Here is a 26,908-nt window from a genome sequence, read left to right as displayed (position 1 = left end):
AACCTGATTTATAAATCGTATTGATAAATATGGTCTATAAACCCCTTTTTTGTTTGCTCTTTTATCCACATTTTCTGAGGATAACCCTGTGCAATAGTGGGTGTTTTGACAGCAAAATAAGGGTTTGATTTCAAAAAAATGGTCATCTAGGATAAGATCTGCAGTTTTGCATGGGAGAGCGGTCAACGATGCTAGATTTCAAATGGCGATATTTAAGCAGGATATAATGTTGATCCTGGTCGGTTCGGGTTCATTATATTAGAAACCATTTTCTAAACAAAAATTTTTAATGAGTACGAATAAAAGCAAGGCATTTTTTATCCGCACTCATTATATTACCAAGGTTTCATATTGAAAGGAGATGGGTTAAATATCGGTTGTTCTTCTTCCTCAGCCTTTTTAGGTTCTATATCCTTATTAGGCTCAATTTCTTCTTTTGTAGAGGATTTGCCTTTATTAGAAGGCTTGGGTTCCTTCGAAAGTGGATTTGGAGCAATACTTTGTTCTTTCGTGGCTTCATCCTTTTCTTGTGCTTTTGGACTGGGTATGGGTACTAAATTATTTGCCAGCCGTTGGATAAATGCATCGTATAAGGCTAATGTTGGCATAGTAATACGAAGAGAACGTATGTTTCCTTCCTCATCTTGAATGAGTTGTAAACACTCATCGGAAAGATTATTTTCTTCTTTAAATTCATTGAATTCTTTTATAATCGCTTCCATGAATTTTTTTAATTCTTCTCTTTGTTCTTCAGTTAATTCATTAGGTTCACAAAGCAATTTAATGGTAAGGGTCATTGATTCGCGATCACTATCAACCAGCAATTTCCCATCAGCAATTAATTGTTCAATTATTTCTGGGTCAAAACTAGACTCTAAATCAAGTGCTTCACTATCTCCCATGGAAGCAAACTCGCCTATCAATTCATCAGTAGTTTCAACTATTTTTCCTGATTTAGTGAGCGATTTATCTTCACCAGAACTTGCTTTTTCCTCGGAGGTTTTACCAGAACCACCATCACCTCCACCGCCTCCTCCACCATGTCCAAAACAACGACGGGTAGGGGCTATTTCTTTAAAACAAGTTCGACAGCGTACTTTTGCTCCTTCAGCAGCAGCCTCTTTTTTTTCTACCTCTTTCAGTTTTTCTTTTTCTTTTTTTAATAGTTCTAATGTGAGTGCGGCTGAAGAAGTTTGTTCTTTGGCTTTACCTGCCGTGGTTGGTTCAGGGACGGGCTGATGTTTTTCTTTCTCTTTTTCATTGTCTTTTTTCATAAAGGATACCAAATTTAAATTTATAAACATTATGACAATTATACACAAATATTAAATTATCTGCAAAATTTATGTAAAAATACGCCACTATTTAAGTGATTTGTCTTATTTTGGTGCAAAATTAGTGTTAAATAGTATTTATATCGTTGTGCAAAACAAATTGGCATAAATATTCTAAACTTAACTGTAAGAAAAGAAATAAAAATTGCAAGGTATGGGGTGAAATTAATTCATTCGGTGAAGGGGTGATGGGTATTGATAGCCATCTACACCCAGTACGAGTGATTAGATAAGAAAATAGTTGAGGTTTTATATGGCTGATACATGTACAGGCGGGACAGTGGCATGCTGGATATCAAGTCAGGTCAATATATTAAATAATATTGCAAATAACTTGCTTCCTGTAGAGCGCTTAATTACAGGAGCAGCGTATCTTATCGGTTGCGCCTTTTTATTTAAGGGAGTTTATTGTTTAAAGCAATATGGTGAACAACGAACAATGATGTCGAGTAATACCAATGCTAAAGAACCAATAACCTATTTGTTAGTGGGTACAATGCTGATTTATTTTCCAACGACTTTTGCGACATTCATGCAATCTTCTTTTGGTTATCAAAATGTTCTTCAGTATGCACCGGTTAATAGCGGTAATTCGACTCTTGATACCTTATTTGGTAGTGGAAGTGTTGTGGGAAGGCCATTGACGATTATTATTCAAGTCATCGGTCTCATTGCTTTTGTAAGAGGGTGGGTATTAATTGCACGCGCTGCAGGTTCGGGTAGTCAACCAGGAGCTACTGGAAAGGGTTTAATCCATGTATTTGGTGGAATTCTAGCGGTTAACATTATAGGTACTCTTGAGATGATTAATAACACACTCTATGGGTCATGACGCGTAGACACGCTATACATCCTTCTATTCGGGTCAAATTTAATTTTTGGGGCTCTATCTCGCGCTATTGATATAGCAAATAAAGAATTAATGTGTTTGCGGATGCAAGATAATAATTTTTTGTTAGGTAAGGCGTCAGTTTAATGTCCCTCTTAGTCGATGAGCCAAAAATTCATAGTAACCTATCATAAAAAAGCAATTTGAGCTGTAAAAAAAACGTAAAAAAAGGCTCACCCAAAGGGCGTGTAATTTTTTTAGTTTAAAATGTGCGCAACACTTCTATTTTTGTTTTTCTATTATGTCTACATCCAATAAAGAAATTGCTCAAATTCTATCAGTGAACAAAATGTCTGGTGAATTGGCACAACAAGAGTTCATTCATTCAGTACCAAAGACTGAATCGGGTGCAATTGATTTAGCACAAGCGGAGCGCATAGCTGAAGGTGGGACTCACATACTTTATCGATTTTCAGATGCGCCTTTTGTTATTAAGTTAATGAAACAAAATCCCAATCCTACAGAGCTTGAAGAATTAGAGAAAAAATATGCTGTTTTATACGAGTGCTTTGATAAAGATGGAAAACAACGCTGCATCCGGGAGCAACATGTTACATGTCAAGTACAACTTCCTGGAAAAGAGTCTCAAAGTGCTGCGTTATCCATTGTTCCCTATGAAAAATGCTTCAAATCTAAAGTAAAATTTGATTTTAAAATAGAACCCGCAGAACTTGATATTTATTTGATGGAGCATAACCAGGATTTGTTTGATAAGGCACATAAAACGCTTACTCATAAAGACGATACTGGAGTAGATTTTGAGCTTAATGATTATGCGTTCATTGATGAACGAATCGGTGCCATTTTGCAACGTTTGGATAGCGATCCCAAGCTTCGGGAAGTCATGATTGAATTTTTAAATCATTATCGTGATTTTTATCAAAGGACTAATATCATCCTGGATGCCATGGGATTTGAAAACATTCTGTTTTTTAAAGATGAAAAAGGTGATTGGCAATTTAAAATAGGAAGTGCGATAAAGCATGATACTGGAAAATACACGCAGGAGTTGTTTGATGCATTACATTCTGGAAAAGAAGTCGATTTAACAAGTTTTGTTAATTTTACTCATGCCTATTTTTCACCGGCAAACATTAGAGCAGTCAATGTTTGTGCCATGAAACTTGGTTTAGAGCCTGTGATTCATGATGTCACCATCGATTCAAAAGATTTATTGAGAATATCTCAAGAATTATCAGTAGGAGAACGAATGCTTGCCTACGCACGGCATGGTGATTTTGAAAAAATAAATAAAATTTTCCAAGATAATCAGGGTGAGCTTAGTTTTAATCTCAGAGATTTCTGGACATACTCTCTCATCGCTGATGAATACATCAAGCATGGGCAGCCACCAACAGCACTTAAAAGTTATCTAGATACGGTGAGTCAACTGCCTGTTATCTTGCCTGAAAACGAGGAGGATGCAAAACGAGTAGAAGACACAAAAAAAACCATTATAGACCGAAAAAACATGCATGATAAAAAAATGATGCTTCATCAAGAACTCACAACTTTTGTACGTAATAAAGGGCAACTACAAAAAATAATTGATTCTGCTCATACTCCCGCTGTAAGTTATGCTTATGTTGAATCTAATGAACAACACCAACACGGACTTGCAAAAACTTCTCTTGCTCTTGGCAAAAAAAATGTTCAATCCACAGGTACTGAAAATTCCGTAGATGGTAATACGAGCTTTCCAGCCTCTTCACTGAGTAAAATTGTATTTACTTATTTGGTGTTACAGCTGGTCAAAGAGAAGCAAATCGATTTGGATGAGCCATTACTTTCTATTCTTCAACAAGAAGGCCATGAATATGAACGATTCAAGGTGGATGGTGACTATCCTGAAAAGGCTAAAAAATTAACTGCTCGACATGTATTGTCACATACCACAGGCTTGCCCAATTGGGCTCCCAATTTATCTTCACCACTAGCATTTGATCCTAAGTCAGAGCTAGGTAGTGGATATTCGTATTCAGGTGAAGCGTTTCTTTTTTTACAAACAGTCATCGAGACAAAAACGGGTAAAAATTTAGAAAAGTTGGCTAAAGAGTATGTGTTTGATCCTTTAAAAATGAGTCGCTCTACGTTCCAGCCTCAATCAGAAGACGATACAAATATTGTAGTTGTTCATACTCAGCTGGAAAAATCGACTTCCATTTTAGCAATAGAGCCACCACTTCATTCTGCCGCATCACTGCTTACAACAGCTAATGATTTTTCAAAATTGATGAGTGCTTGGTTGGATAGTATGGATGATCCCATCATAAAACAAGCATTTGAGCCAAGAAGTGATTACAGTATTGCGAAAACCTGTGGGTTAGGTTGGCATATTTATAAAAATAAAGATGCAGTCATCGCCTATCAATGGGGTGCAAACCCTAATACACGATCGTTTATTGCCATAAATGTTACAGAAAAAAAGGGTGCAGTATTTTTTACGAATTCAGAAAATGGGATGAGTATCGCCACTCAAATTTTGAATTCTCCTATTTTACCTCCTATCGGGGATATGCAAGAACTCTTTAACTATATGAGTTTTAGTCAAAGTGATGAGGCCGGATGGCAAGAAACAATTGCGGGTAAGATGTGTGAAGAAGAGGGCAGACTTGAAGAGGCAAGAATTTATTTTGAAAAAGCGCTTAAGCTAAGGCATTTGGAATGGTCGAATGCAGTTCATCAAATTTCCTCTCTAGAAAAAACAGTATTTACCGCTCCATTGGAAACTTTTGTAGGAAATTATAACAATGAAGCAGAAATCTACTTAAAAGAGGGCAGCTTAATCTGCAGGCGTTTTAATGTTGAAACAAAGCTTGTACGCATATCAGAAACCGAATTTCTGCCGGAAGAGGATCCCTCGTTTAAGCTAAGTTTCAAAAGCGATCTCGTGGAAATCCTTTCTATCCATGGGGAAAAAACCTTTTTATTGAAACATCCTTTACCAAAACCTCAACTCGAAACGGATCATGAAAAAACAGTTGGGGCAAAAGAGCAACCCTCTTTAATACCCGTTGATTTACCAAAAAAAGAAATGTTGCACGATTTGATGAAAAAAGCCTACATTCCTGGACTATCCATTGCTACTATTTCTGATGGAACACTTTCTTGGAGCGGTGCGCTTGGTATTTCTGATATGGATTCAGGAGATTGTGTTGATGAGTCTACTGTATTTGAGGCGTGCTCCTTGAGCAAGCCACTGTTTGCTTATTTAGTATTAAAACTGATAGAAAAAGACCAACTGCCACCAGATTTCCTGACACAATCCTTGCCTGAAATAGAATATGGACGCTTTAAGAGTGAGGATAAAGAAAAAGTAGCATCTTTAACGCCACAAATGATTTTGTCGCATCAAACAGGTTTGCCTAACTGGGAGCCTGCTAATAATCAACTTGAGTTCCAATTCAAACCGGGTGACCAATACCATTATTCGGGTGAAGGGTATCACTATTTACAGAGAGTAATTGAAGCAAAAATAGGTAAAAGCCTTGAAACGCTGGCACAAGAATATGTATTTACACCACTTGGAATGAAAAACAGTCACTTTGAACGTGCTCGTTTTAAGCCAGGAACACAATTTGCCTCCCGTCATAATGAACTGATGCAGCCCCAATCGTATAGAGACGAGGTCACTGCTGCTGGGTCGTTACAAACTACAGCATATGATTATGCACAATTTGTCATGGCACTACTCAAAGAGCAAATGCTGAGAAAGACAGTAATGAAAGAAATCGTCTCAACAGAAAAAGATGAAACAGCAAGAAAGAAAGAGATTCCTCAAGAAATAGTACACTCTGTATTTTGGGGATTAGGATGGGGTTTAGAAAAAACAGAGGAAGGAACATTGGCATTTCATTGGGGAGATACATCAGGCGCGAAGGCATTTGTTGCAATAAATCCTGATAATGGTTCTGCAATTTGTTATTTTGCGAACAGCCAAAATGGCTTGTCTCTTGCCAAAGAGCTAGTTACTCCTGTTGTTGGTGTAACAAAAGGTCTCGATTACCTTTGTGGCAAATATGATTATACGCCCTATGATAAACCCGGTTACAAAGAACGACATGAAGGATTAATCGCTGAATCGAAAGGCGATTATGTCACTGCAAAAATCCAATTACTCAAGGCCATTGAATTGGATCCTAAATACACTACTGAACTGACGAAACATATTGAGTGTTATGATAGGCCTGGTTGGAAAGAGCAACAGGAAGGCATAAAAGCTGAATTAAAGGGTGATTATAAAACTGCCCTAATCAAATTCAATCAAGCACTGCTTCAAGATTTAGAATCTGAACAACAGATCAAAAAACATCTTGCGTGGTTAACTGATTTGGATAACCCAATTGAGGTAAGTAAAGAAAAATTACAAGAATATACGGGCAAGTATGGACCTCATGAATTAAGCATTGAAGGAGAGTCACTTAAGCTCAAGTCATTCGGACAAAGTTATAAGCTTATTCCTGTTGGTGACCACATTTTTTCACCAGAAAACAATCTCAATTTTCGCCTTGAATTCGATAAAGAACAAGGGCACGTTGCTTATCACTTTCTCGATTTAGCATTTCAGCCCATTATAGAGAAGAAACAAAAAGCAACTGCCCCCTCATCAAAAATGACATTGGAAGAGGTGATGAAAAAAGCCGATATTCCAGGCATATCGGTTGTCACGGTCAATCATGAAGGAATTATTTCTCCGCCACTCGTTAAAGGCACTGTCAGATCAACCCAATGTGGGTTATTGAAGATGCCTGTGGCTAAAACTAAGGAAGAACAAAGCAAATTTTATAAATCGTATTACATCCTTACTGAAGAAGGTGTACTTTATTATAACAAATCAAAGGATAAGCTTCATAAGCTTGAGCTGGATGAATATCAGTTAAAAGACTTTCGTAAGAGTTTCGCCAAAGACGAACAAATAGATATCTTGTCCGATGATCAATTAAGTGAGATTACCTCAATTACAGACCATCTTCATTCAAGTCCGTCCATGGACGTAACTCCTGAAACAGTTTTTGGAGCTGCATCACTGAGTAAACCTGTATTTGCCTATTTGGTATTAAAATTAATAGCAGCCAATAACGCGAATGAAGCCCAACCTGGTCTAGGAAAATTTAACGCTAAATTTGATTTAAATACCCCGCTTTATGAAGTTTTTCCAGAGATACTAAAAAAATTCCGTAAAGAAGATGAAGATAAGGCCAAGCTTTTGACCGCAGAGATGGTATTATCCCATACGACAGGGTTACCCATTACGCATGATGAGAGCAAAGGGCTCATTGAATTTCAGTTTGACCCTGGCACAAAATATGCCTATTCAGGCCCAGGGATTGCTTACTTGCAAGAAGTCATCGAGGCAGTAACAGGCTCAAATCTTGAATCACTTGCCCAAGAACACATCTTTGGGGAAAAAGCCTTAAACATGAAGCACAGCAGCTATCATTTCGATAAAAGCAAGCCGCCTCAGGCAGCAAATAGCCTCTATACAACGCCAAGTGATTATGCCAAATTTATAGTAGCCTGGATGAATGACGAAGAGCTACAGTATGCATTTCAACCCATGGTCTCCATGAACAATGATTATTTACCTGGCAATTGGCCAATCGAAGTCAATGGATTAGAACAGGATAAAAACAATGTAGCATGGGGTTTAGGTTTTGGATTACAAACCGATAAGCAATGTGGGTGCGGTCTTATTAAAATGACAACCGATCCAAGCCAATCTTCATTTGATTGTATCGAAGGCTTATTGGATGATAGAAATGCGGTCATTTTATTTAATGATGCGCTTTTTTATGCAGATCAAACCAGTCGAACGGTTAGTAGGATTGAATTGACTGAGAGTAATCAGGATGATTTTAACAGGCTGAAAACAAAATGTACCGAGTCCTATAAATTAGCCCAAGGGGATGAATTAAAATGGATTACCGCTGTAACAGGCCATATCCATCGTGCAAGCAGAGCCTATCATTCCGGTGATATGAATGAATACAGAGCGTGGGTGGCAATGAATTTAGAAGATAAGTCGGCTGTAGTTTATTTTGCCAATTCACATAATGGACATATTCTAGCAGATTCAATCATCTCTCCAGAAGTAGAGATAGGTAACGTATTTAATTACTTTTTTCAAACCTATGGATTTGCAAGGAGTTTTGATGAGCTAGGAGGGATAACTAATTTTCATGGGGTAAACCCCAGTAGCTTAAAGAAAACTTCGGCTAAAATTGAAGAAAAACCAGATACACCAAAAGAATTAGCAAAAGGAACTACTGTGAGTGAAGAATCAGAACGACTCACTGCCTCTTTACCCAAAGCAAAAACGTTAACTTTAGGATTTTTGACACCGGAAAAGAGCAAAGAAAAAAATCAACAGGATAGTTATTGTGGATTTAAATCAGGGTTTCTCATAGGTAAGTCTTTTTAAACTAATTGCTTCGTGCCTTGGGGGGTAGCTTTGAGGTTACGAAGAAACTAAGATTAGGAATATAGAAAAGGTCGAGCAGACGGATTTAAATAAAAGCGTTATTACTTTGAGATGACACCATACCTATAAGGGAGTATACGGTGATGGATGATAAAATTTGTGAGCATTGCTATCCTGAAAAACGCTGTCATGTTAGAAGGAAAATTTTTAGTTTATTCGATTATTTTATATTCAATCCATTTATCTATGCTTTATCTAAAGCGTTTCTCCTCTCAGAGCAAGATTTTTTACGTTTTGATAATCTATTAAATAGGACGTCCATTACTATTTTTCAAAAATTAAAATTATTTACCAAAACCAATATCATTGATAGGAACCAATTTAATAATAGTGTACTTGCATTATGGGATGAGGCGCAACGAAGGGGATTAGAACTGTATAATTTTAAAGAGTCCCAATTACATACGTTGTATTTTATGTTGGTATTCAATAACAAAAAATATTATTTTACGCAAACCCCTATTTCTCTTCTTTATCAAAAAAATACGTACTTTGATGAGGATACCAAATACGATAATAAATGGATTCTCAAAAAGAAATTATTAAACCAAAAAATCCCCTGTCCCGTAGGAAAGGTTTTTATTTCCAGTAAAAGCGCTTATCAATATGGCATTGAATTAGGATTCCCTCTTGCTGTGAAACCCGTATCCGAATCGCTAAGTATTCATGCCTTGTGTACTATTCAAACGCCAAATGAATTAAAAGAGGCAATTAAAATAGTAAAACAAGTTGATTTTCGTGTATTGGTTGAACAACATATTCCTGGCAATGTTTATCGGTCATTAATTATTGATGACTCATTAGTCGCTTGTGTGATGCGACTGCCTGGAAGCGTGATCGGTGATGGTCTCAGTACTTTGGCTGAATTAATCGATAAAAAGAATAAAGCTGCAGGTGGTAGTGATTCACGCAAAATTAATCTCAATAGTTATTTGAAGAAAATACTAGAGGCTCAGGGAGTTGCATTTAACACAGTAATAAACAAAGGACAACAAATCTTTATTTCAAAAAAAGTGACTATAGGTAGTGGTGCAAAAATTAGTAATGTTATTGATCTGATCCATCCAGAGAATAAACTGTTATTGGAACGAGTACATAAAGTACTCAATATACCCCTTACGGGTCTTGATTTTATTTGTCAGGATATTTCTCTTCCATGGCATAAGCAACAATTTGGCATTATTGAAAATAATAGCTTTCCCTATATCGACTTGCATCTTAATCCCTCTGATGGAACGCGAATCAATGTGCCAAGTATCATTTGGGACTATGTATTAAATGTTTTAGGTCAAAGAGAATGCGATGGCTCGATTAAAATAGATTAAAATCGGCTAACGTTCTCTTGTTTATTCACTTTTTTAAAAATTGTTCTGTGCTGTGAATGGTATAAACAATTAGATGATTATTAATAGAGCAACGCACAATATCCAAATTATTGTACTTGTTATATAAGGGTATTGATAACCCTTATAGTTTTTCTTTCGAGTAAAAAAATCAATAATTAGCACAGGGACAACAGAAAAAAACGTTAATAAGATGACTAATGCTACGGATTCTGCACCTTGCTGAAAAGGCATAATCCTTATCAAAAAGGCCAGTGTATCGTGCAAAAATTGATGTAGATAAAAGATTACCCCAACAAACAAAAAATCAAAAGTATAGATAAACCAAGAAGCAGCAAACAGTGGTAGAAGTAATTTAGATCCTTTTATTGCCCATAGCTTCTTGAAGGATTTGCTAAACTCCTCTGAAAAAAGAACCATAACAACACCGAAGAGAACAACTAAAGCAAATAACATTTATCTGATCCTTTTCTCAACTTCGTTCAATGCTTCCTAATGTGTTACCCAGTTGCATTGATAAATCATCATCATCTTCTTCTTAGGAATGTTTTTTTAATACGTTCAACTGCACGACGAATTTTTTGTTCAGGTCGAGCGCTAAATGAATTCCCATTGAAAAAATATTCCTCACCTTCAGGAGATTGCTTAGAAAAAAAGTAATTAAACACACAACACCGAGGGGCGTCACATAAAACCGGATTCACAGCATGCCAAGAGGATCGATTTGTTTCCATCACAAGCAGGCGATTAAAAAGACTAGGAACAACAATGCAATTTTTTATTTCTTTATCCCATAGTTCATAATTTCCACCATTTTCGAGTCGCCAATTAGGGGACACATAATAAAGTACATTTACTGTTCGATAGTGTTTTCTGTCTACAGCATGCGAATTATCCAAATGAGGGTTAAGACGAAATCCTTTGAGTAATGTACTAATTCCACCTGCGTACTCTGATGGATCAGGAATTTGGTTTTTAATCTCGGTTATTTCTTCAATCAAAGCGACAACTCGAGGATCTTGAATTGCAAAATTAATATCTTGCAATAAACTGGATACATCTTTTAGGTGGCTGTATTTTAGTTTTAACTTTCCAGGAATATTTAATAGATGCATGTCACTTGGTTTAGGAAAGTTAGCATATATTTTTTCAGCAATTTCAGTTGGAAGAAGGTTGTCTAGTGTAAAATAACGGGCAACTTTTATAGAATGCTCAAGAAAAAACTGTTGTTTCGACTGTTCTTTAGTTTCGCTTAATCTATCTACAATCAGATCCGTTAATTGATTTCTTGTATTAGTTGCCATTTTTAAATCTTATATTTGTATATTTATTAAAATAATAGTCTATTTTTTATATGGATTTTTTGGGATATAGAAACCAAGATTGAATTCAAATGATGAATAGGACTGTTTAAAGTTCATTTATAAGATATAGAGTATTTACAAAATCCTCTTTGTATTTTAGCTAAACATCTGGGGCTTTTTATGAGATAATCTTTTACAATAAGCTTATGGCGATAATTTTTAACAGTTCGGTTCAGGGTTTTGAATGGTTTTTGATCAGAAATTAATGGCAATAGCCAGAAGTCTTTGTCAATCTTTGACGTTCTTGCCCAATGGAAAACGATACACTTTGATAAAGACCCCTAACCCAGTAGTGGGAAGACATCGGTTGCTACAATTAGCAGCCTATTTTTATTTGAAAGGGGTTCCATGACAACTAAACGAGATAATTTACATAGTGGCAATAATCAACAGTATGATGATATTGAATATGCTATTTATTGTGACGGACTTGAAAAACAATATAAGCAGGCAAAAGAGGACTCTTTATTTGAAGTATTAAAAATACTGGATCTAGATGAAGAGCATTCGGACAACGACTTAATTCAAGCAGTTAATTATTTTAAGAAAAATGATGGCTGTATAGGAAAAGATGCGCCTGTTAATTTTTTGACTGAACGTGAAAAAAGAATACTTAATAAAGATGGTAAGTTTCGTTCGGGTCTCTACTGTATGCTGCTATCAATAAGATTTTCTGAGGCCATTCAGAACAAATCAGTATTTTTACAGCATTCATTAAAATTTGCTTTTGATAAGCCCTAATTCCTGAGGCTTTGTTATCTCTGGTGGAGTATATGGAGGCATGTTTGAGGAGAATGGCCGTAACAGTGAGGCTGGTTAAAGTGCTAGATAGTGGTGAGAGTGGTTTTGTTAAAACCGAGTGCCTTAGAGGCTAATCATAAAGGATATTAATTTTATCTAAACAGATCAGAATGCGTTCCTGTTCTTTCAAAAATAATCGCATCAGATTCTAGTTTGTAAATTAAAAGCCAATCAGGTTCTACATGGCATTCACGGCGATTAGCATAATTACCTGTTAATGCGTGATCTCGATTTTTTGATGGTAATTTTTCTTGGTTTAAAAGTAATTGCATGATCTTAAAAACCTTATTAAGGTCTTTGCCGCGTTTTTTTATAAGTCTAATAGGGGTTCTAAACGCTAACCCCAGAAATTTCTGGACTAAATTCAACCACTTTTTTCTTTTTTACTCCATGCAAGAAAACCTTGTTTATTATTGCATCAAGATCAATGATTTTATCACCAGAAAAAATGAAGTGCCCCTGAAAATGGATGTGTTGCCAAGCTACAGGTGAAATTTTCCTTAGCAGTGCCAATGCCTTGTGATCTCCATCAGCTTCATATTTTAGTTTGAGCTTGGATAAGATTGCCGAATTATAATAAATAATAGCATTGGCAATAAGTCTAGCGCATTGATTGCTAATCTCAATTTCACGGTCTCCTCTGCCTGATAATTGCTTTTTTCCATAAGCAGTTGCAATAGCCATACGCAGTTGATGATAGGATTCTACCCGATTTTGGGAACGATGTATGTCTCGTTGCAATTTTCTGTCTTGTAAATAGTTCAGGGTATAGATGCTACGGATCAATTTATCGTATTCAAATATCGCCTTTCTGGTTTTGTTTGAGGCGCTGTACGTACATAATTTTTTAATCAGAATACTTTGGGTAATTTCTTTACAGCCTAACGCCTTGATAATCGGCTCGATATTAGGCCATTCATCCTCAATGAGTTGGCGATCAATTTTGTCTACAGGCTTGATTAACCAATCTGCGTACTGCGATAAATCATCATCACAATAAAGATGCTTCATCTGGGCTTGCAAATTGGTAAATCTAGGGCACAGTTTACCACCAAACCAGTCCATCACAGCAAAATTAGCTTTATTAATAAGGTGCATGTCGCCTGTAATGGCCTCAGGCATGATGCTGCTGGTGTTGTTATACCAAATGTCAAAAGCGAAATAGCTTTCATGCTCATGAGCACCAATCAATTCAGTTTGAAGCGGGATATGGTTGACTAGCAGCGTATAAGCCACAACTCCTTTACCTTTTTTAAAGTATTTTTTGGATCGCCTTGCTTTAAGTGTTGGTCTTGCTACTTCAAATTTTTGTCCATCCACCCCGCCATAAAGAATTGCTATATCCAACGAGTAATCAGGAAAAATAGGCATTTGTGCAATATCATCCCCAATCATATCGTTGGCTTTTTTTAATGTTTGCAATCGCACACGGGATTGGTAAACGTCCAACAAACTGGCATAAGGAATATCAGAAATTTCTGCCATATTAAGATTGCCGTTATTCAACGCTTGAGCGATAATCACAGCATTCAGAGTGTTTTCATCGGCAAGCAATTTAACATAGCGAGGTTGTATGAGAGTAAAAGCAGATGAATAACGACTCCGTTCATTAACAAATCGAAGTACATCCGTAATATCACACAAAGGCAATTGCTCATAAAAACGCTGTTGTCTCTCTTCATCGGTTTTCTCATCACTGGATTTTTTTAGATGGAGCGTTTTGGTTTGTTCATCATAGTACAGATGCTTGAGCTTACCTTGAGTAAAATCAGTATTAAATTTCAACCATTCTGATCGCAATTCAGCACAACGTTCGTCCAGTAAGTCCTTAATAGGCTTTCTCAATGCTGGAATATCTAAGGGTTCCACTAGCGCCCCTTTGTCATTGGCTGAATTAAGCTCTTGTTGAAGCGAGCGATTCTGTACACTGTCTGCCAAATAGAGTTCTCCTGCTTTAAGCCGTTTCTTCAGTTGGCGATAAATCCAAAATTCATAGCGCTCGGCATGGAATTTTTTCTCACCCTTGGCATTCGTATCAAACAAGTATTTTTCCAAGCGTTTTGGCCTGGTTTTTTCGGGGCTTGCGGTGACTGGATATTGGTTTATCGTTTTGTTGGCACCAAATAGCTCCTTAAGCCAGGTAATGGCTGCAAGCCAAGGACTGTCAGCTACAGTGCTTGAAAAATCAATGGCCATCATTAATGGTCGTAACTGCAGCTGACATCGATGGAATAAGGTATCAACCAGTTTCCATTGAAAATCGATGGGCTTTAATTCCTCTTCATTTTCGTCAGGTATTTTATTGCGTAACTCTTTTTCAGGGATGATTGTTTCGAATGCTTTTTTGCGTACATCGCCAAAACTGAGCTGATCCGGAAGCTCTTGATTGATGAATAACCATGCAAATTTCCTCATAACAAAAGAATCAATTTGTTTGCTTACCGCATAGTCCGTATAAGCATCTTTTGTTTTTTCTTTAAGGTCGGCTTCAAATTGTTTTAAGCTCAAGGAAAAAGCGTCAATTAAATTATCATTCAATTTAAGGTATCTCTGGGAGAGATAACATAGAAGATAAAGATAAGTCTGCTCAGATTTTAATTTCTTCCGTAATTCATAGGCATCATAATAATCAACAAGACTTGCATAGTAGTGAATATTTTGCTGCGAGAGGTTGAGTTTAGGCAAGAGCGATTTAGCTAACTGAAAGAGGGCTTTTATTGAAAGCAACTTTTCGCGCTCAGCACTTATCATGCGTGCTTTAAAATCTTTTGTATCCTGCTTGAGATCCGCTAATTCAGAGAGTGTTTGGTCCTCTTTTTCCAGTAACAATTTTTGCAAAGCGGATTTATCCTCTATCGTCAGGGATTCTCCAAGAATTGATTCTAACCGATTACGTTCCGTATTTAAGACTTTGCTCACAATCGTTTGCAAAGTTGTATATCCGGGACGCAATATTTTCTTTTTTTGCATAAATGCGAGTAATTCGATGACGATAAATTGTGGGCTAACATCACGGCGCAAAATCTGTTGTGCCTGAGCAATTAATAATGGTTCAAATTCTTTTGACCAAGACTGATAACCAAAATGCGCTGTAATCACGGTGCATTGTGCATAATATTGGTGTTTACTAATAGGGGTTGGATGAAACTGTTGTTCTGGGAAATACTCTTCCATAATGAAATCAATGTCTTCCTGCACCTCTTCCCACTTAAATGGAAAGAACCGATGTTTCGCCTTGAAGTAACCTATTTGAATGGCGCAATGGATTTGGGCTGATAAATCATCACGGCTGCACATCAAGACTTGCTCTTCAGGGGTGAGATTGAGGTAGTTCGAACGCTGAACATCATCAAAATCAGGGATCTCATACAAAGCGGCTTGCTCCGCTTCAGATAAAATAGTTAGGTTATTATTGCTTGCTCGCATGAATAAATTTTACTCTATAAACGGGGCAGTGGATTCTACCAAACATTCTGAACAGTGGCTATTTATCGGAAAGATAAGAAATACAGATCCAGTGTGGTTAAGCTCTATCGATTATTTTATAATGGCTCACCAAACACTGTTTTACGGAAAGTTTGCTACAATAGTATAATGATGCCACCTAAAAAAATTAAAAATAGCCTGCTTAGAGCACGTGAATACTTAACACCAACAGAGATTGACAAGTTAATCGCGGCAGCAAGGCATACTGGTAGACACGGTCAGCGCGATGCAACAATGATACTGCTCGCCTATCGACATGGATTGCGAGTTTCCGAATTGATTTCTCTTTGTTGGACACAAATTGATTTGGAACAAGGGGTGTTTCACGTTATTCGTCGTAAAAATGGTTTATCTACCCATCATCCGCTGTTTGGCGCAGAACTTCGCGCACTTCGGCAATTGAAACGTGATTATCCTGAAACTGACTATGTATTCATGACTGAGCGAAAAGCACCAATAACTGGGGATACATTTCGAAAGATTGTTACACGAGCAGGTGAGGTTGCCAAATTAGGTCTGTCCGTACATCCTCATATGCTTAGGCATTCTACAGGGTATAAGCTTGCTAATGATGGACGAGACACAAGAAGCATTCAGCATTATTTAGGGCATAAAAATATTCAGAATACAGTGCGGTATACTGAAATGTCTGCAACTCGATTCAAAGGATTCTGGAGTGATTAAAAAAAGTCATCAATGCCTGAATTATTTGATTGTGAATCAAAATATTTTAATATGGGTGATTCCCGAATCTAAGTACAAATACAAAATATTGGTTGCACTATTTCTAAAGGATTAACAATGAGTTCTATTGATGCAGTTATCTCATGGGTTGATGGTTACGATCCTAAGTATCAACAAAAATTAAGTTCTTTCTGTATTCAGAAGGGGATTGAACAGGACATTGCGGTGGAACCCACTCGTATTCAACAATGTAATGAAATTCATTATTGCTTGCATTCATTGTATCGTTTTGCTCCGTGGATAAGAACTATTTATATAATTACTAACCAGCAAACACCTCAAGCTGTTTTAGATTTACAAGGAAGCGCCTTTGGAAATAAAATTAAGGTAATCGATCAAAATGATTTGCTCAATGAATTTAATATAACATCCCCTGTATTTAACAGCCTTAGTATTGAATGGCTAATTTGGCGTATCAAAGGATTATCCAATCAGTTTCTTTATTTTAACGATGATTTTTTCATTATTCGCGACGTAACCCCCAATGATTTTTTTCGCAATGAATGCATCGTTCTTCGCGGTAAGTGGAAAATACAAGCGGAACAAAAAATATCATACCGAATTAAAAAATATTTCAGCGTTTTGATTGGAGAAGATAAGGTGCAACCCAATACAAATCCTCATCGGTCTTGGCAGGAAAAAAGCGCCAGACTTGCAGGACTAGATAAACATTTTTATCTATTGCCTCATGCCCCATTCCCATTGATCAAAGAAACCTTTGACGATTATATGATACAAAAACCAGAATTATTTGTAGATAATCTCCACTACCCATTTCGTGATCCAGAGCAAGTATCCAGTATTCCACTGATGGTGCATTTGGACATTAAACATAAAAGAGTACTATATGACTCTAATCATCAGTCAATCATGGTCAACGGAGCTTGCCACTCCTTTAAAAAAATAAAGGCTCGTTTGCACAGTGTACAACATAATCATCAAATTTCCTTCGTCTGTATGCAGAGCATTGACCAAGCACCTCAAGAGACTCGAAAATATATGTTGGACTGGTTACAACAAACTATCAAGTAAAGCTAGCCATGTTTTATAAGCATCTAAGATGACTAAAAATCGGTCGGAAATTTCTGGGGTTAGCGTTTAGAACCCCTAATATCCCTTTCAAATTGGTTCGTGGTTATGGGTTTAAGCATTAGCTTTCCAACTTATCAAACATATCTTTGGCATTCTTATAATAATTAAGATTCTCACCATGATCAGTATGCTCAAATGTTTCTTGGGTTGTTTTATTTGGGATACAGATATCAAAAGGGATCCCATGTACTAATTTAATTTGACGTAAGTAAATTTCAATAGCTTCTGATACTGATAAACCCAATTCATTTAATACGGACTCTACTTCCAGTTTCAATGCTGGTTCTACTCGTGCTCTTACAGTTGCCGTTTTCATTTTTATCTCGAAAAATCATGATGATTTAATTGTAGCACAAAAAGGCCACGTTATAAAAATTTAATGAAAAAAATGATTTGATGCTTTTGGGGTAGATAACGTACCTTATCTACCCCAAATGAGGTAAAATGAAAAAAACACTCATGGAGAATGTCTTGAACGTATTGGATCACCAAAATAGTAAAAATCGAAAGTTTGGGGTAGATAAGGTTTTTCATCCTTTAGATGTTCGTTTTGATACCAATTCTTTGTCTGCCTGGTTGTCATTTTATTTTCAGGTTCATGTCAAAGGTGCACCTGATAAAACAGTCCAGGCGAAACAAAAAGACTTATCTAAGTTTTTAAATTTTTTTCAGGTCGAAGTAGGACATGACCAGGTAGATAATTGGACACCAGCAGTAAGCAAACAATTTCAACGTTCCTTATGCAATACCATTTCGGAGAAAACTGGAAAAGCATACAAAGCGACTTCAATTAATCGGACCATGGCAACCATTCGTCATGCAGGCCGATGGCTCTACCAGCAAAGACCCTTAATTGCTGGGGATCCCTTATCAGGGGTTAAGGATTTACAAACTGACGCGCCAGAATGGAATGGCTTAAATTCAAAACAACTTATGCGCTTAAAAGCAGCCTGTGAACAACGCGCTAAAATATGTACCCGAAAAAATCAAAATGCATTACTGGAAACGGCAGTGTTTTATGTCTTGCTGGGAACAGGCTTGCGAGAATCTGAGTTGGTTTCATTAAATGTACACCAGTATCACTCGAAAGGACTTCATTCTGTAGTACGACATAAGAGTAAAAGGGTGACTATAAAAATTCCTTTACCCCAAGAAGCCAGAGAACATTTGGATAATTATTTAAAGAGTCGAGTTTCAGAACCTGACGAACCATTATTTATTAATAGGGCTGGGAATCGTATTAATACTCGGAATATTTTTAGAATATGTCAGCGTGTCTTAAAACAAGTGTTAGCACTATTACCAGAGAACGAGCGATTTGAATTTACACCCCATAAGCTTCGGCATACTTTCTTGAAGAAAGTGACTGATAAACATGGAGTGCATTTTGCACAGGAGCTTAGTGGGAATGTGTCCATTAAGGAAATTTTTCGTTATGCAAAACCCAGTCAAGAAGAGATGCAGTCGACCATAGAAGAATTATTTGAAAGTTAGGAAGCCGAGAGAGTCTATCAATAGATTTTAGACTATGTGATTTGGTTCTATCAAATTATACAATCGGTATCTTTTGATAGCTAAAAGTGTAGGTGCTTCAAGATCACGACAGGCATCACAAGGGTGTACTTTATTGATAGCCCATATAAAATAGAAAAATTGAAAATGTAATGCATTTGTTATACAATTAAAATATCAGTATTTTGGGAGTTACTAAGATGAATAAGGCGGCAACAATTAATGCTCGTATTGAGCCTGCTCTTAAAATGCAGGCAGAAGCGATTTTGCATAAGGTAGGCTTATCTACAGCCGAGGCGATTCGACTGTTCTATAGCCAGGTCTGTCTCCAAAATGGCCTGCCTTTTGAGGTAAAAATACCGAACAAAGAGACAAGAGAGGCCATGGCAGAGCTGGAATCAGGAAAAGGCGAGCGATTTAAAACAATGAAGGATGTATGGGATTCTGTAGATAATGCTTGAATTAGAGTTGGCGACACAGTTTAAGCGTGATTTGAAAAAGATTACGAAGCAAGGGAAAAGAAGGACGCTCTTAGACTCTATTGTAGAGCAATTGCAAAAGGAAGAACCCCTGGATCCAAAGCATAAGGATCACAGTCTTTCCGTAAATTGGGATGGTTATCGTGAATGTCACATTACCCCCGATTGGTTATTAATTTATAAGACCATTAAAGATGATCGCATACAATTGCTGCGATTATCACGAACAGGATCACATAGTGATTTGTTTGGGTGAGTTCTAAAGGTGTTACTCTCTGTCGCAATACCGATCTCTATGGAATACGAATTAATCGAGATGATCTTTATTTTGAGATAAGCCGATACTTGTTCAACCAATTCAAAGGTTAGTAAAATAATCCCAACAAGTATTCTATCGAAATGCTGATTTTTATCTTTTTACCTAGTATGTAGTGCTCAGGTTTTTTTTGTTTTAAAAGCAGTTGTATAGTTGGCGATAATATCATTAGCCTCTAACTTGTATTGTGCCAGATGTTGTTTGACAGCTTGACTGTCTTCAAACTTATTTTCAGTGGCTATAGATCGTATAAATTTACGGGCGTTATTAACTAGCTTTTCTAATAAGCTCTTATTTATTATTTTTATATTGTTACTTGGAGGACACGCATACTCAAAACAAGTAGATAAATGAATCATAATAGGTACACATTTAGCACCATTGCCATAATTATTATTAAACCAAATTTCAGAACCATTCAGCTGATTACAATCGTGTTTGCAAATAAAATCGGTGGTTGCACCATTTTTACATTCAATAACTAAAAATTTTAAATCATCCAACAGCCAGAGATTATCTGGTCCTTTTCCATAATCATTTTCGGGGCGTTGGCCTATAAAGCCAAGAAGGTATGCTAACTCGTTAAAAGCATCCTCAAATATATTTGCAGTACCTTCACTAAATATAAGTTTTGAAAATACTCCCTCTGTATAGATAATAAGTTTGTTTCCATCTTTAAATTTGTCTTTTAAATAGGTAGAACATCGTATTGCTTGTGATCCTGTATGGGTTTTTAATGGTTTATAACTGATGCCTTCGATTGGTTTAAGAACTCTCAAATTATCAGAAATAGCGGATAGTTGGGTTTTTTGCGATTCCACCTTATCGTACTTGTTTATATACTCCGACATGTATTGTTTTAATACGCCTTTTAATAAAAGATCATCGGTTGAGTTATTGATTTCATGTAAAATTCTGTTTGCTGCTTCTTGTGGTTTCCCTGAGCGATCTAAATCGTAAGCTTCTCTTAAAGCGATTTTTATTGAGTCAGATGTATTTTTATTGGAGTAATTTAGGTTAGCCATAATACCTCTACTTAACTCAACCCATTGCGGGTCTCTTTTTAGACAGTAGTTTATTACGGATCTAATTTCCTCAACTCCTTTATCTTTTATTTGATCTGCTACCCTTTCTGACAATTCTAGTTGAGCCTTTGTCGCCGGTGAAAATAGTTCTAAAGTTTCGCCCGTATAAAGCTGAGAAGTAAGATCTTTTCCCATAAGAAAAATGACGCAATAATCATCATTAGATCTAACACCTCTCCCCATCCCCTGTTCTACTTTATGAACGATTTGATTTACTTTGTTCGAACTACCCGCAAGCTCGCTCTGGCGAATTTTATCAATATTATTTCGAGCGGCTGGTAATCCATCTATAACTAACAATCGACAAGCATTTTCGGGCAAATCAATCCCATCATATTTGTTAACTAAAATTGTTAAGCCAATATGAGTTGTTTTAAGTTGTTCAACTCCTTGAAGGATAGTGTCTTTTTTTAAAATGAGATCAGCTGCATCCTCCCAAAACTCCAATCGTTTGTTAGATGGGACAATAACTACCACGTTATATTCTTTGGATAATTTCAAACATAATTCTTTAACATCACTATCAAACATATTTGTGTTGAGAGCTTGTGGTAATAGGATTAATCGATCACCTACATCTCCCGCTGAATCTGGAGTGATAGGGTTATTAAGATATTGAGAGCTAACACCAAAATGGGTCGTTAAGACGCTATCGTCTGATAATGTCGCGGTCATAAATATTTTTCTTGATGCATTACTAATAGAAGGAATCACATCAATTGGAATACAATTACTAGTAATTTCAATGGAATGCTTACTAATAACGCAACTGCATCGCTCTAAATTTTCTTTTATTAATGGCCATTTAAATTTTATGTCTTCATGATTTTTGTTTTCAATTAAAACCTGCATTACCTTACTTAGATTTTCTTGCCAGTTCCAATATGGGATCAGAATGTAAGCAAAGGGGTCTCCCGCTTCAATCTCCAAATATTTTGCTTCCGACTGCCTTTTCATTGCTTCTTCAAAAAGACTAAATAATTTTTTATATGCTGGGTTAGATGATGACACGTTCAAAGTGAATTGTTCTTCGACTGTGTTTACGCACGCATGAGCATCATCAATAAGGAGTGTCTTAATGGGTATTTTTGCTCCCTCATCGCCAACACCAAATACTGATTTCCCGTTAATTAATTTATATATATTAGTTACTAGAATTGCTTTTCCTTTTAAAAAACTCTCATTTTCAGGGTTATCAACGGCATTTAATCCAAGATCTTTGGCTTCGGATAACACTTGTTCTACTAAAAAATTATCTGGAACTATATAAACTACAGGCCCTTTCTTCTCATTCAAGCAACTTTTTAAAATTAAAAGGCCAACCACTGTTTTACCGCCACCAGTATTCATTTTTATAACCAGGTTGCGTTCTTCTTTGCGGTCAAACCATTTGCTCCATACTTGAGATTGCACATCGCGGGGGTAATGGAATTTGTTTGGTTTTTTATTTGGTAAGGCGCTAAAAATTTCTCTTGGCTTTAAGACTGTATCAACAGTTTGTCCTGTACTCAGTTTGGAAAAATCTAATGCCATTTTATATCCTTTAAAAAGTACTGTTATTTGATGTTGGCCAAATGTTTATTAGGCTTGTAATTGCAATTTTAAGTGCATGTTGAGCGCATCAGCGACCTTTACCAACGTTTCTAATGAGGGAATAAAGGAGCTATTGCCGCTTTCAAGACGAGAAATAACCGATTGCTTGGTTCCAATTTTATTGGCCAACTCGGATTGAGTCATATGCCGCTTTTTACGGGCATTCACAATCATGACGGCAATGTTATTAATGATTTGCTCACGCTCATAGTGCTTGGCAAATTCTTCGTCCTTATTGATTTTGTCGTCAATAAACTCATTTAAGGTAAGTGCTTTCATGGTCGTATACCTCCATCATTCGTTTTTCAGCCAGTTCAATTTCTTGCTTTGGCGCTTTTTGTGACTGCTTTTTGTAAGCATGTAAAAGAACAATGATTTCCTTTTGAATACACACATAAAAAAAACGATAACCACTGCGTGATGTTTTAATCTTAATTTCCCAAAGCGAGCCTTTTATTTGCCTGAATTGTACCCTTGGGCTATCAAAACCAAGCTCTTCAACATTCTTTAAACAACCGGCAAGTCGCGCGATTTCATCGGATGGCAAATCATTTAGGAATTCCGCCACAGGGTTTTTGCCTGATTGTTTTTGGTAAAATTTTATTCTCATAGTAATTTATAGCATAAATGTGATATTTTGGAAAGTCTTTAACTAAAGTCTGTCATGGAATTTAGTTTGCTGCTTAACATTTCGGAGTTATTCAAAGACCCTAATTTATCGAGTAATTCCTTGATTGGCCTATTATTTTTTAGTGAAGGAGTCGCCCACAAAAACAAGATATCGTTATCAGATAATATTTTTTGCACAATATCTGGTTTTTCTTCCAGTAAAATCTCTATGGCACAAGATACTAACCATTTGGAGGTTGATAAATCACCTTTTGCGATTTCTTCAATGGTTTTCGGAGAAATACTTTTATCTTTATTAAAAAGGACTATGGATTTTTGGTGCAGTTTTTCTGATTTATTATGAATGGACAATAATTCAGAGAATACCGCTTGTATTTTTAAGGAAACATCCGATTTTACATTTTCAGATAGTCCGAGTTGATTAAGGAGCATCAGGGCTTGCTGCTTTTTGTCATCAGGAAGGCTTGCTGTCTTGATTTTAAGCTGCCCAATGGCTGCACTAATCATGGCATCATAAACATTTAAGTTGATGTCTTCCTCAGAGCATAGCTTGCTTATTTCATCTATAGTACCTATAAAACTGTTGGGTAATTTGATTCTAAAATCTTTTTGTTCGGACAGAGCCTTTGTAGAAAAGTAATGCTCAATAGCCGACATATTGTTCATATAATGCTTTAATTCAATGGTTTCTTCTGGGCTTAATTTATTCCAGGCATCAAATTCATCACAGTTATTGGCTTGAAATGAACCATAGGTTGTTTTTTTATCTGCTGATTGCACATGAACTCTAGGGGGTTTATTCATGTTTGCCTTAACGGCAAATGATAATTTTTTCATTAAATCACCTCAAATGATTTCTAGCCCCCAGCGATTGGAGGCTGGATAAGGTTTAATATTTATAGTTTGGTATTCTTTCGATTATATTATCAATGAACTCAACGAGTTGATCGCAATAAACCCCTTCTATCGCCTCATATGCAGAAACAGGATGCTTAAGCATCTCTGGAACTGTTTTATTTGAATAAAAAGTAATGTTATACAAATCATGTGCCTCATCCAATGTGATGCATACAAACCCATTGAGGCGGTGTGCATGAACTCGTATTGCAAGCATTGTATTGGATACTTTATACCATTTGGACACACCCCACGACCAGACGATCGCTTTATTTGTGTGCAGTAATTGGCGTTGGATAATTTCTGGAATAGTCATGCTGTTCTCCTATGTTTTTACTATTGGTCACTAAGACAAGAACAGTATAACAAGTGCATCTTAAAATATCAACATTTGTAATAAATAAAGTTTATAAAGAAAATTTATAAATAATTTTGACCTTGGGTCGGTTTTTTGCGATACTGTATTTGTTCCTTGAGAACAATAGTAAAAACATAGGAGAACAACATGTTACCAGTATTATCAAAAGATAAATTATTCAAATTAGCGCCATCCATATTCACACAAGCCAGCTCTTATAAAACGAGTACCAAGTACTCGCCCATTTCAACCGAGCAAATCATTGATAAATTAATGTCAGAAGGTTTTTTCCCCACTTGGGCAACCCAGACCAAAAGCCAGAACCAAGAAGCGAAAGTATTTGCAAAACACATGCTCCGTTTTCAACGCCATGATGTCCTGCAAAATAATCAGGGGCTTTATCCCGAATTGGTTCTTATTAACTCTCATGATGGTTTGTCTTCTTATCGCTTAATGGCGGGTCTTTTTCGGGTTGTGTGCAGTAATGGAATGATCGCTGGACAAGCGTATAACGAAATTAGAATTAAACATCAGGGGGATGTTCTTGGGAATGTCATTGAAGGCACCTACAAAGTGATTGAGACAGCAAATAACATGCTTGATGTATCCGATGATATGGCTTCCATTCACTTGAATGACGATGAAAAAATGATTTTTGCAGAAGCTGCTCACTCACTAAAATTCTCTGATACAGAGGGGGGTATTATCGTTAATCCTAAGAGTTTATTGCAACCAAGGCGTTATGTAGATCAAAAAGATAATGATTTGTTTACCGTGTTTAATGTCCTGCAAGAAAACTTAATTAAAGGTGGGATCCGTGGCCATCGTTTAAATAAATACGGTTACACCACTCGAACCAAAACCAGAGAAGTAAAAGCCATTGATCAAAATGTGAAATTAAATCGTGCGTTATGGACTCTTACTGAAAAAATGATGGAAATAAAAAGATAAGCAGGCATTGATGAGCAAAGGAGTATTCCTTTGTTCATCATTCTACGGATGACAAGCAAATCAATCAATTTTAAAGGACAATTATGAAATTAAGATTATATCATGGACGCAATACCCCAGAACAAGAAATGGATGATTGGGGATTTGAAGGCGCAACCCTTAATGATGTTGATGTGATTATATGGACTTATGGAGTACCAAGGATCTTTTTTGTTACTGAGAGCGCATTGAAGGAGGCCATGGATTTAACGGGGTGGGATGAATTAGGGAATGGTTTAGAAATGTGCGTTTATGAGGATTTAATCAAAACCAAAGAGGGATACTTTGGAGATTGGGAATTACTTTGAATTGCAAGAGGTGTTTTTTGCTAGTCTTTATGCCTCATCTTGTTAGTTTTATACCTTGAATATGCTTTGATAATTAATAGAATGTTGATTGATAAGATCACCAAATAATAAAAAATTTGGTGATCTAAAATAAGAACATCCAATTTGTTAATGATTACAGTTAAAGAGCTCTTTATGTAAGAAAAAATAGCTTTACTATTTATCAGAAAAACAATGAATAAAAGAAACGCCAACTTCCGTTTAATTAAAGAAAAACATAAGACTATAGAATGTGCTTTTATTTGAAGAGATCGAATATTCATTTTTAGGATAATACCCTACCTGACACAAGTGCGACTGCTTCTAAAGGTATGATTTTCGACTCATCATCAGCACACTTTATCTCGCTAATTTTTGCGACTATTTTCCCTGATTTATAATCAGTTTTTAAAATGGAATCAGAGATTGCGGTGCACGAAATGGGGTTGATATTTATTTTAAACTGTAATTGATTAGGACTATCAGAATCATGAAAGGGAGCGATGACAAATGCACTAAAAATTTTGCCCATAGGTATGGATTTTGATTCCTTAATCTCCGGTGTTGAAAATTTAAATTTTTTGATGACTACAACTTCCCCCATCTTGCTTGATGGCACATAAATTTTTTTTGATTCTGAGGTAATTTCTTTTTTATGTTCAGACAGTAATTTGAGATATTCATTCTTATTAATAAAAGCGACAGGGATGAGCCAATCCATAATAGCAATTACTGCCTTATCCAGAAAAGTTGGCTCAACACCTCGATTTTTCGCGGCAAGTTCGGATAACTCTTTTATAGTAATATAGGTTTGTTTTTCTTTCTGCTCTAGTTTTGATTGGACTGAATAAGAGTGAAAAACAAATATGCTAATAATAGCTATGGGTACTATGTATTTACACGTTTTTTTAATACTGTTTTTCACTTGAATATCCTTTTTTAAATTGATTATGCTAAAGTTAATTTTTTCTCTTTTCTGTATTGCTTCCATTCTTTGTCTTTAGAGAAAATCATCGTAGATGATTCTTCAAAAAAATGGCTAATGTTATCAATACCAGCCCATAAGCAGTATTCTTTTATTTCTGAGTAAATATCTTTACTGATTTCGATCTTAATTTTTTCAGTTTCAGGTGCTTTTCTTGCGCTGATTAAAGCCATAATAAATCCTCAATTTAATATAAAAATTAG

The 26,908-nt window shown here is 36.2% G+C and carries 24 protein-coding genes; 11 read left to right on the top strand and 13 right to left on the bottom strand.

Annotated features, from left to right (window positions below; genetic code table 11):
• Positions 1 to 335 precede the first annotated feature (335 nt).
• The gene (locus OQJ13_RS16915; RefSeq protein ID WP_058509175.1) at positions 336 to 1,274 is read right to left on the bottom strand and encodes a hypothetical protein; all 939 of its coding nucleotides are present in this window, start codon (positions 1,272 to 1,274) and stop codon (positions 336 to 338) included.
• 313 nt (positions 1,275 to 1,587) lie between these two features.
• Between OQJ13_RS16915 and OQJ13_RS16910 the strand changes: the two genes are divergently transcribed.
• From OQJ13_RS16910 to OQJ13_RS16900, 3 genes are all read left to right on the top strand, one after another.
• A complete protein-coding gene (locus OQJ13_RS16910; protein WP_058509174.1) occupies positions 1,588 to 2,166 on the top strand; it encodes a hypothetical protein in 579 nt (192 codons plus the stop codon).
• A 298-nt stretch (positions 2,167 to 2,464) separates the two neighbouring features.
• The gene (locus OQJ13_RS16905; protein ID WP_058509173.1) at positions 2,465 to 8,644 is read left to right on the top strand and encodes a serine hydrolase domain-containing protein; all 6,180 of its coding nucleotides are present in this window, start codon (positions 2,465 to 2,467) and stop codon (positions 8,642 to 8,644) included.
• Positions 8,645 to 8,787: 143 nt separating this feature from the next.
• Positions 8,788 to 10,029 carry a hypothetical protein gene (locus OQJ13_RS16900; RefSeq protein ID WP_058509172.1) on the top strand — a complete coding sequence of 414 codons (1,242 nt, stop codon included), beginning with the start codon at positions 8,788 to 8,790 and terminating at the stop codon, positions 10,027 to 10,029.
• 69 nt (positions 10,030 to 10,098) lie between these two features.
• On the opposite strand, the gene OQJ13_RS16895 is transcribed toward OQJ13_RS16900, so the two are convergent.
• Both OQJ13_RS16895 and OQJ13_RS16890 read right to left on the bottom strand, forming a co-directional pair.
• Entirely contained in the window at positions 10,099 to 10,503 is a 405-nt protein-coding gene (locus OQJ13_RS16895; RefSeq protein WP_058509171.1) for a hypothetical protein, read from the bottom strand.
• A 71-nt stretch (positions 10,504 to 10,574) separates the two neighbouring features.
• Positions 10,575 to 11,351 carry a 2OG-Fe(II) oxygenase gene (locus tag OQJ13_RS16890; protein WP_058509170.1) on the bottom strand — a complete coding sequence of 259 codons (777 nt, stop codon included), beginning with the start codon at positions 11,349 to 11,351 and terminating at the stop codon, positions 10,575 to 10,577.
• Positions 11,352 to 11,759: 408 nt separating this feature from the next.
• On the opposite strand from OQJ13_RS16890, the gene OQJ13_RS16885 reads away from it, so the two are divergent.
• Positions 11,760 to 12,152 carry a hypothetical protein gene (locus OQJ13_RS16885; RefSeq protein ID WP_058509169.1) on the top strand — a complete coding sequence of 131 codons (393 nt, stop codon included), beginning with the start codon at positions 11,760 to 11,762 and terminating at the stop codon, positions 12,150 to 12,152.
• 152 nt (positions 12,153 to 12,304) lie between these two features.
• Here the strand turns inward: OQJ13_RS16885 and OQJ13_RS16880 are convergent, their stop codons facing one another.
• Positions 12,305 to 12,580 carry a type II toxin-antitoxin system YafQ family toxin gene (locus tag OQJ13_RS16880; RefSeq protein ID WP_265712044.1) on the bottom strand — a complete coding sequence of 92 codons (276 nt, stop codon included), beginning with the start codon at positions 12,578 to 12,580 and terminating at the stop codon, positions 12,305 to 12,307.
• Positions 12,543 to 15,638: a Tn3 family transposase gene (locus OQJ13_RS16875; protein ID WP_416209929.1), complete on the bottom strand. Its 3,096-nt coding sequence runs from the start codon at positions 15,636 to 15,638 to the stop codon at positions 12,543 to 12,545. The genes OQJ13_RS16880 and OQJ13_RS16875 overlap by 38 nt, the downstream gene beginning before the upstream one ends.
• A gap of 168 nt (positions 15,639 to 15,806) precedes the next feature.
• Between OQJ13_RS16875 and OQJ13_RS16870 the strand changes: the two genes are divergently transcribed.
• Both OQJ13_RS16870 and OQJ13_RS16865 read left to right on the top strand, forming a co-directional pair.
• Positions 15,807 to 16,382 carry a tyrosine-type recombinase/integrase gene (locus OQJ13_RS16870; RefSeq protein WP_058511958.1) on the top strand — a complete coding sequence of 192 codons (576 nt, stop codon included), beginning with the start codon at positions 15,807 to 15,809 and terminating at the stop codon, positions 16,380 to 16,382.
• A 117-nt stretch (positions 16,383 to 16,499) separates the two neighbouring features.
• Positions 16,500 to 17,474, top strand: coding sequence for a hypothetical protein (locus OQJ13_RS16865; protein WP_058511957.1), 975 nt, complete (start codon positions 16,500 to 16,502; stop codon positions 17,472 to 17,474).
• Positions 17,475 to 17,592: 118 nt separating this feature from the next.
• Here the strand turns inward: OQJ13_RS16865 and OQJ13_RS16860 are convergent, their stop codons facing one another.
• Positions 17,593 to 17,850 (bottom strand): type II toxin-antitoxin system RelB/DinJ family antitoxin, encoded by a 258-nt coding sequence (locus tag OQJ13_RS16860; RefSeq protein ID WP_058509167.1) that lies wholly within the window; start codon positions 17,848 to 17,850, stop codon positions 17,593 to 17,595.
• Positions 17,851 to 17,978: 128 nt separating this feature from the next.
• On the opposite strand from OQJ13_RS16860, the gene OQJ13_RS16855 reads away from it, so the two are divergent.
• From OQJ13_RS16855 to OQJ13_RS16845, 3 genes are all read left to right on the top strand, one after another.
• Positions 17,979 to 19,028 carry a tyrosine-type recombinase/integrase gene (locus tag OQJ13_RS16855; protein WP_265712043.1) on the top strand — a complete coding sequence of 350 codons (1,050 nt, stop codon included), beginning with the start codon at positions 17,979 to 17,981 and terminating at the stop codon, positions 19,026 to 19,028.
• A 218-nt stretch (positions 19,029 to 19,246) separates the two neighbouring features.
• The gene (locus tag OQJ13_RS16850; RefSeq protein ID WP_014845121.1) at positions 19,247 to 19,507 is read left to right on the top strand and encodes a type II toxin-antitoxin system RelB/DinJ family antitoxin; all 261 of its coding nucleotides are present in this window, start codon (positions 19,247 to 19,249) and stop codon (positions 19,505 to 19,507) included.
• Positions 19,500 to 19,781 (top strand): type II toxin-antitoxin system mRNA interferase toxin, RelE/StbE family, encoded by a 282-nt coding sequence (locus OQJ13_RS16845; protein WP_014845122.1) that lies wholly within the window; start codon positions 19,500 to 19,502, stop codon positions 19,779 to 19,781. The genes OQJ13_RS16850 and OQJ13_RS16845 overlap by 8 nt, the downstream gene beginning before the upstream one ends.
• Before the next feature lie 179 nt (positions 19,782 to 19,960).
• On the opposite strand, the gene OQJ13_RS16840 is transcribed toward OQJ13_RS16845, so the two are convergent.
• From OQJ13_RS16840 to OQJ13_RS16820, 5 genes are read right to left on the bottom strand one after another with little or no spacing between them, the layout of a single operon-like run.
• Positions 19,961 to 22,459 (bottom strand): DEAD/DEAH box helicase family protein, encoded by a 2,499-nt coding sequence (locus OQJ13_RS16840; RefSeq protein ID WP_014845123.1) that lies wholly within the window; start codon positions 22,457 to 22,459, stop codon positions 19,961 to 19,963.
• A 48-nt stretch (positions 22,460 to 22,507) separates the two neighbouring features.
• Complete coding sequence (locus OQJ13_RS16835; protein WP_014845124.1) at positions 22,508 to 22,798, bottom strand: helix-turn-helix domain-containing protein; 291 nt, start codon at positions 22,796 to 22,798, stop codon at positions 22,508 to 22,510.
• The gene (locus OQJ13_RS16830; protein ID WP_014845125.1) at positions 22,776 to 23,129 is read right to left on the bottom strand and encodes a type II toxin-antitoxin system RelE/ParE family toxin; all 354 of its coding nucleotides are present in this window, start codon (positions 23,127 to 23,129) and stop codon (positions 22,776 to 22,778) included. The genes OQJ13_RS16835 and OQJ13_RS16830 overlap by 23 nt, the downstream gene beginning before the upstream one ends.
• 38 nt (positions 23,130 to 23,167) lie before the next feature.
• Entirely contained in the window at positions 23,168 to 23,986 is an 819-nt protein-coding gene (locus tag OQJ13_RS16825; RefSeq protein ID WP_014845126.1) for a hypothetical protein, read from the bottom strand.
• 52 nt (positions 23,987 to 24,038) lie between these two features.
• A complete protein-coding gene (locus OQJ13_RS16820) occupies positions 24,039 to 24,362 on the bottom strand; it encodes a hypothetical protein (RefSeq protein WP_014845127.1) in 324 nt (107 codons plus the stop codon).
• A gap of 189 nt (positions 24,363 to 24,551) precedes the next feature.
• Here OQJ13_RS16820 and OQJ13_RS16815 point away from each other — a divergent pair, with 189 nt between their 5' ends.
• On the top strand, positions 24,552 to 25,355 hold the full coding sequence (locus OQJ13_RS16815; RefSeq protein ID WP_014845128.1) for a DUF932 domain-containing protein: 804 nt from the start codon (positions 24,552 to 24,554) through the stop codon (positions 25,353 to 25,355).
• A gap of 83 nt (positions 25,356 to 25,438) precedes the next feature.
• Positions 25,439 to 25,702, top strand: a complete 264-nt coding sequence (locus tag OQJ13_RS16810; protein WP_014845129.1) for a hypothetical protein — start codon at positions 25,439 to 25,441, stop codon at positions 25,700 to 25,702.
• Between the two features lie 304 nt (positions 25,703 to 26,006).
• Here OQJ13_RS16810 and OQJ13_RS16805 read toward each other — a convergent pair whose 3' ends face one another.
• Both OQJ13_RS16805 and OQJ13_RS16800 read right to left on the bottom strand, forming a co-directional pair.
• Positions 26,007 to 26,645 carry a hypothetical protein gene (locus OQJ13_RS16805; protein ID WP_014845130.1) on the bottom strand — a complete coding sequence of 213 codons (639 nt, stop codon included), beginning with the start codon at positions 26,643 to 26,645 and terminating at the stop codon, positions 26,007 to 26,009.
• 23 nt (positions 26,646 to 26,668) lie between these two features.
• Positions 26,669 to 26,878: a hypothetical protein gene (locus tag OQJ13_RS16800; RefSeq protein WP_014845131.1), complete on the bottom strand. Its 210-nt coding sequence runs from the start codon at positions 26,876 to 26,878 to the stop codon at positions 26,669 to 26,671.
• Positions 26,879 to 26,908 lie beyond the last annotated feature (30 nt).

The sequence above is a fragment of the Legionella sp. PATHC035 genome (assembly GCF_026191115.1).
Lineage (GTDB): Bacteria > Pseudomonadota > Gammaproteobacteria > Legionellales > Legionellaceae > Legionella.
The sequence above is the reverse complement of the archived record's forward strand: the minus strand, read 5'-3'. Positions and strand labels throughout refer to the sequence as shown.

Coding starts and splice junctions, on each gene's coding strand:
- OQJ13_RS16915 (WP_058509175.1), bottom strand. CDS start 1,274: ATGAAAAAAGACAATGAAAAAGAGAAAGAAAAACATCAGCCCGTCCCT.
- OQJ13_RS16910 (WP_058509174.1), top strand. CDS start 1,588: ATGGCTGATACATGTACAGGCGGGACAGTGGCATGCTGGATATCAAGT.
- OQJ13_RS16905 (WP_058509173.1), top strand. CDS start 2,465: ATGTCTACATCCAATAAAGAAATTGCTCAAATTCTATCAGTGAACAAA.
- OQJ13_RS16900 (WP_058509172.1), top strand. CDS start 8,788: ATGGATGATAAAATTTGTGAGCATTGCTATCCTGAAAAACGCTGTCAT.
- OQJ13_RS16895 (WP_058509171.1), bottom strand. CDS start 10,503: ATGTTATTTGCTTTAGTTGTTCTCTTCGGTGTTGTTATGGTTCTTTTT.
- OQJ13_RS16890 (WP_058509170.1), bottom strand. CDS start 11,351: ATGGCAACTAATACAAGAAATCAATTAACGGATCTGATTGTAGATAGA.
- OQJ13_RS16885 (WP_058509169.1), top strand. CDS start 11,760: ATGACAACTAAACGAGATAATTTACATAGTGGCAATAATCAACAGTAT.
- OQJ13_RS16875 (WP_416209929.1), bottom strand. CDS start 15,638: ATGCGAGCAAGCAATAATAACCTAACTATTTTATCTGAAGCGGAGCAA.
- OQJ13_RS16870 (WP_058511958.1), top strand. CDS start 15,807: ATGATGCCACCTAAAAAAATTAAAAATAGCCTGCTTAGAGCACGTGAA.
- OQJ13_RS16865 (WP_058511957.1), top strand. CDS start 16,500: ATGAGTTCTATTGATGCAGTTATCTCATGGGTTGATGGTTACGATCCT.
- OQJ13_RS16860 (WP_058509167.1), bottom strand. CDS start 17,850: ATGAAAACGGCAACTGTAAGAGCACGAGTAGAACCAGCATTGAAACTG.
- OQJ13_RS16855 (WP_265712043.1), top strand. CDS start 17,979: ATGAAAAAAACACTCATGGAGAATGTCTTGAACGTATTGGATCACCAA.
- OQJ13_RS16850 (WP_014845121.1), top strand. CDS start 19,247: ATGAATAAGGCGGCAACAATTAATGCTCGTATTGAGCCTGCTCTTAAA.
- OQJ13_RS16845 (WP_014845122.1), top strand. CDS start 19,500: ATGCTTGAATTAGAGTTGGCGACACAGTTTAAGCGTGATTTGAAAAAG.
- OQJ13_RS16840 (WP_014845123.1), bottom strand. CDS start 22,459: ATGGCATTAGATTTTTCCAAACTGAGTACAGGACAAACTGTTGATACA.
- OQJ13_RS16835 (WP_014845124.1), bottom strand. CDS start 22,798: ATGAAAGCACTTACCTTAAATGAGTTTATTGACGACAAAATCAATAAG.
- OQJ13_RS16830 (WP_014845125.1), bottom strand. CDS start 23,129: ATGAGAATAAAATTTTACCAAAAACAATCAGGCAAAAACCCTGTGGCG.
- OQJ13_RS16825 (WP_014845126.1), bottom strand. CDS start 23,986: ATGAAAAAATTATCATTTGCCGTTAAGGCAAACATGAATAAACCCCCT.
- OQJ13_RS16820 (WP_014845127.1), bottom strand. CDS start 24,362: ATGACTATTCCAGAAATTATCCAACGCCAATTACTGCACACAAATAAA.
- OQJ13_RS16815 (WP_014845128.1), top strand. CDS start 24,552: ATGTTACCAGTATTATCAAAAGATAAATTATTCAAATTAGCGCCATCC.
- OQJ13_RS16810 (WP_014845129.1), top strand. CDS start 25,439: ATGAAATTAAGATTATATCATGGACGCAATACCCCAGAACAAGAAATG.
- OQJ13_RS16800 (WP_014845131.1), bottom strand. CDS start 26,878: ATGGCTTTAATCAGCGCAAGAAAAGCACCTGAAACTGAAAAAATTAAG.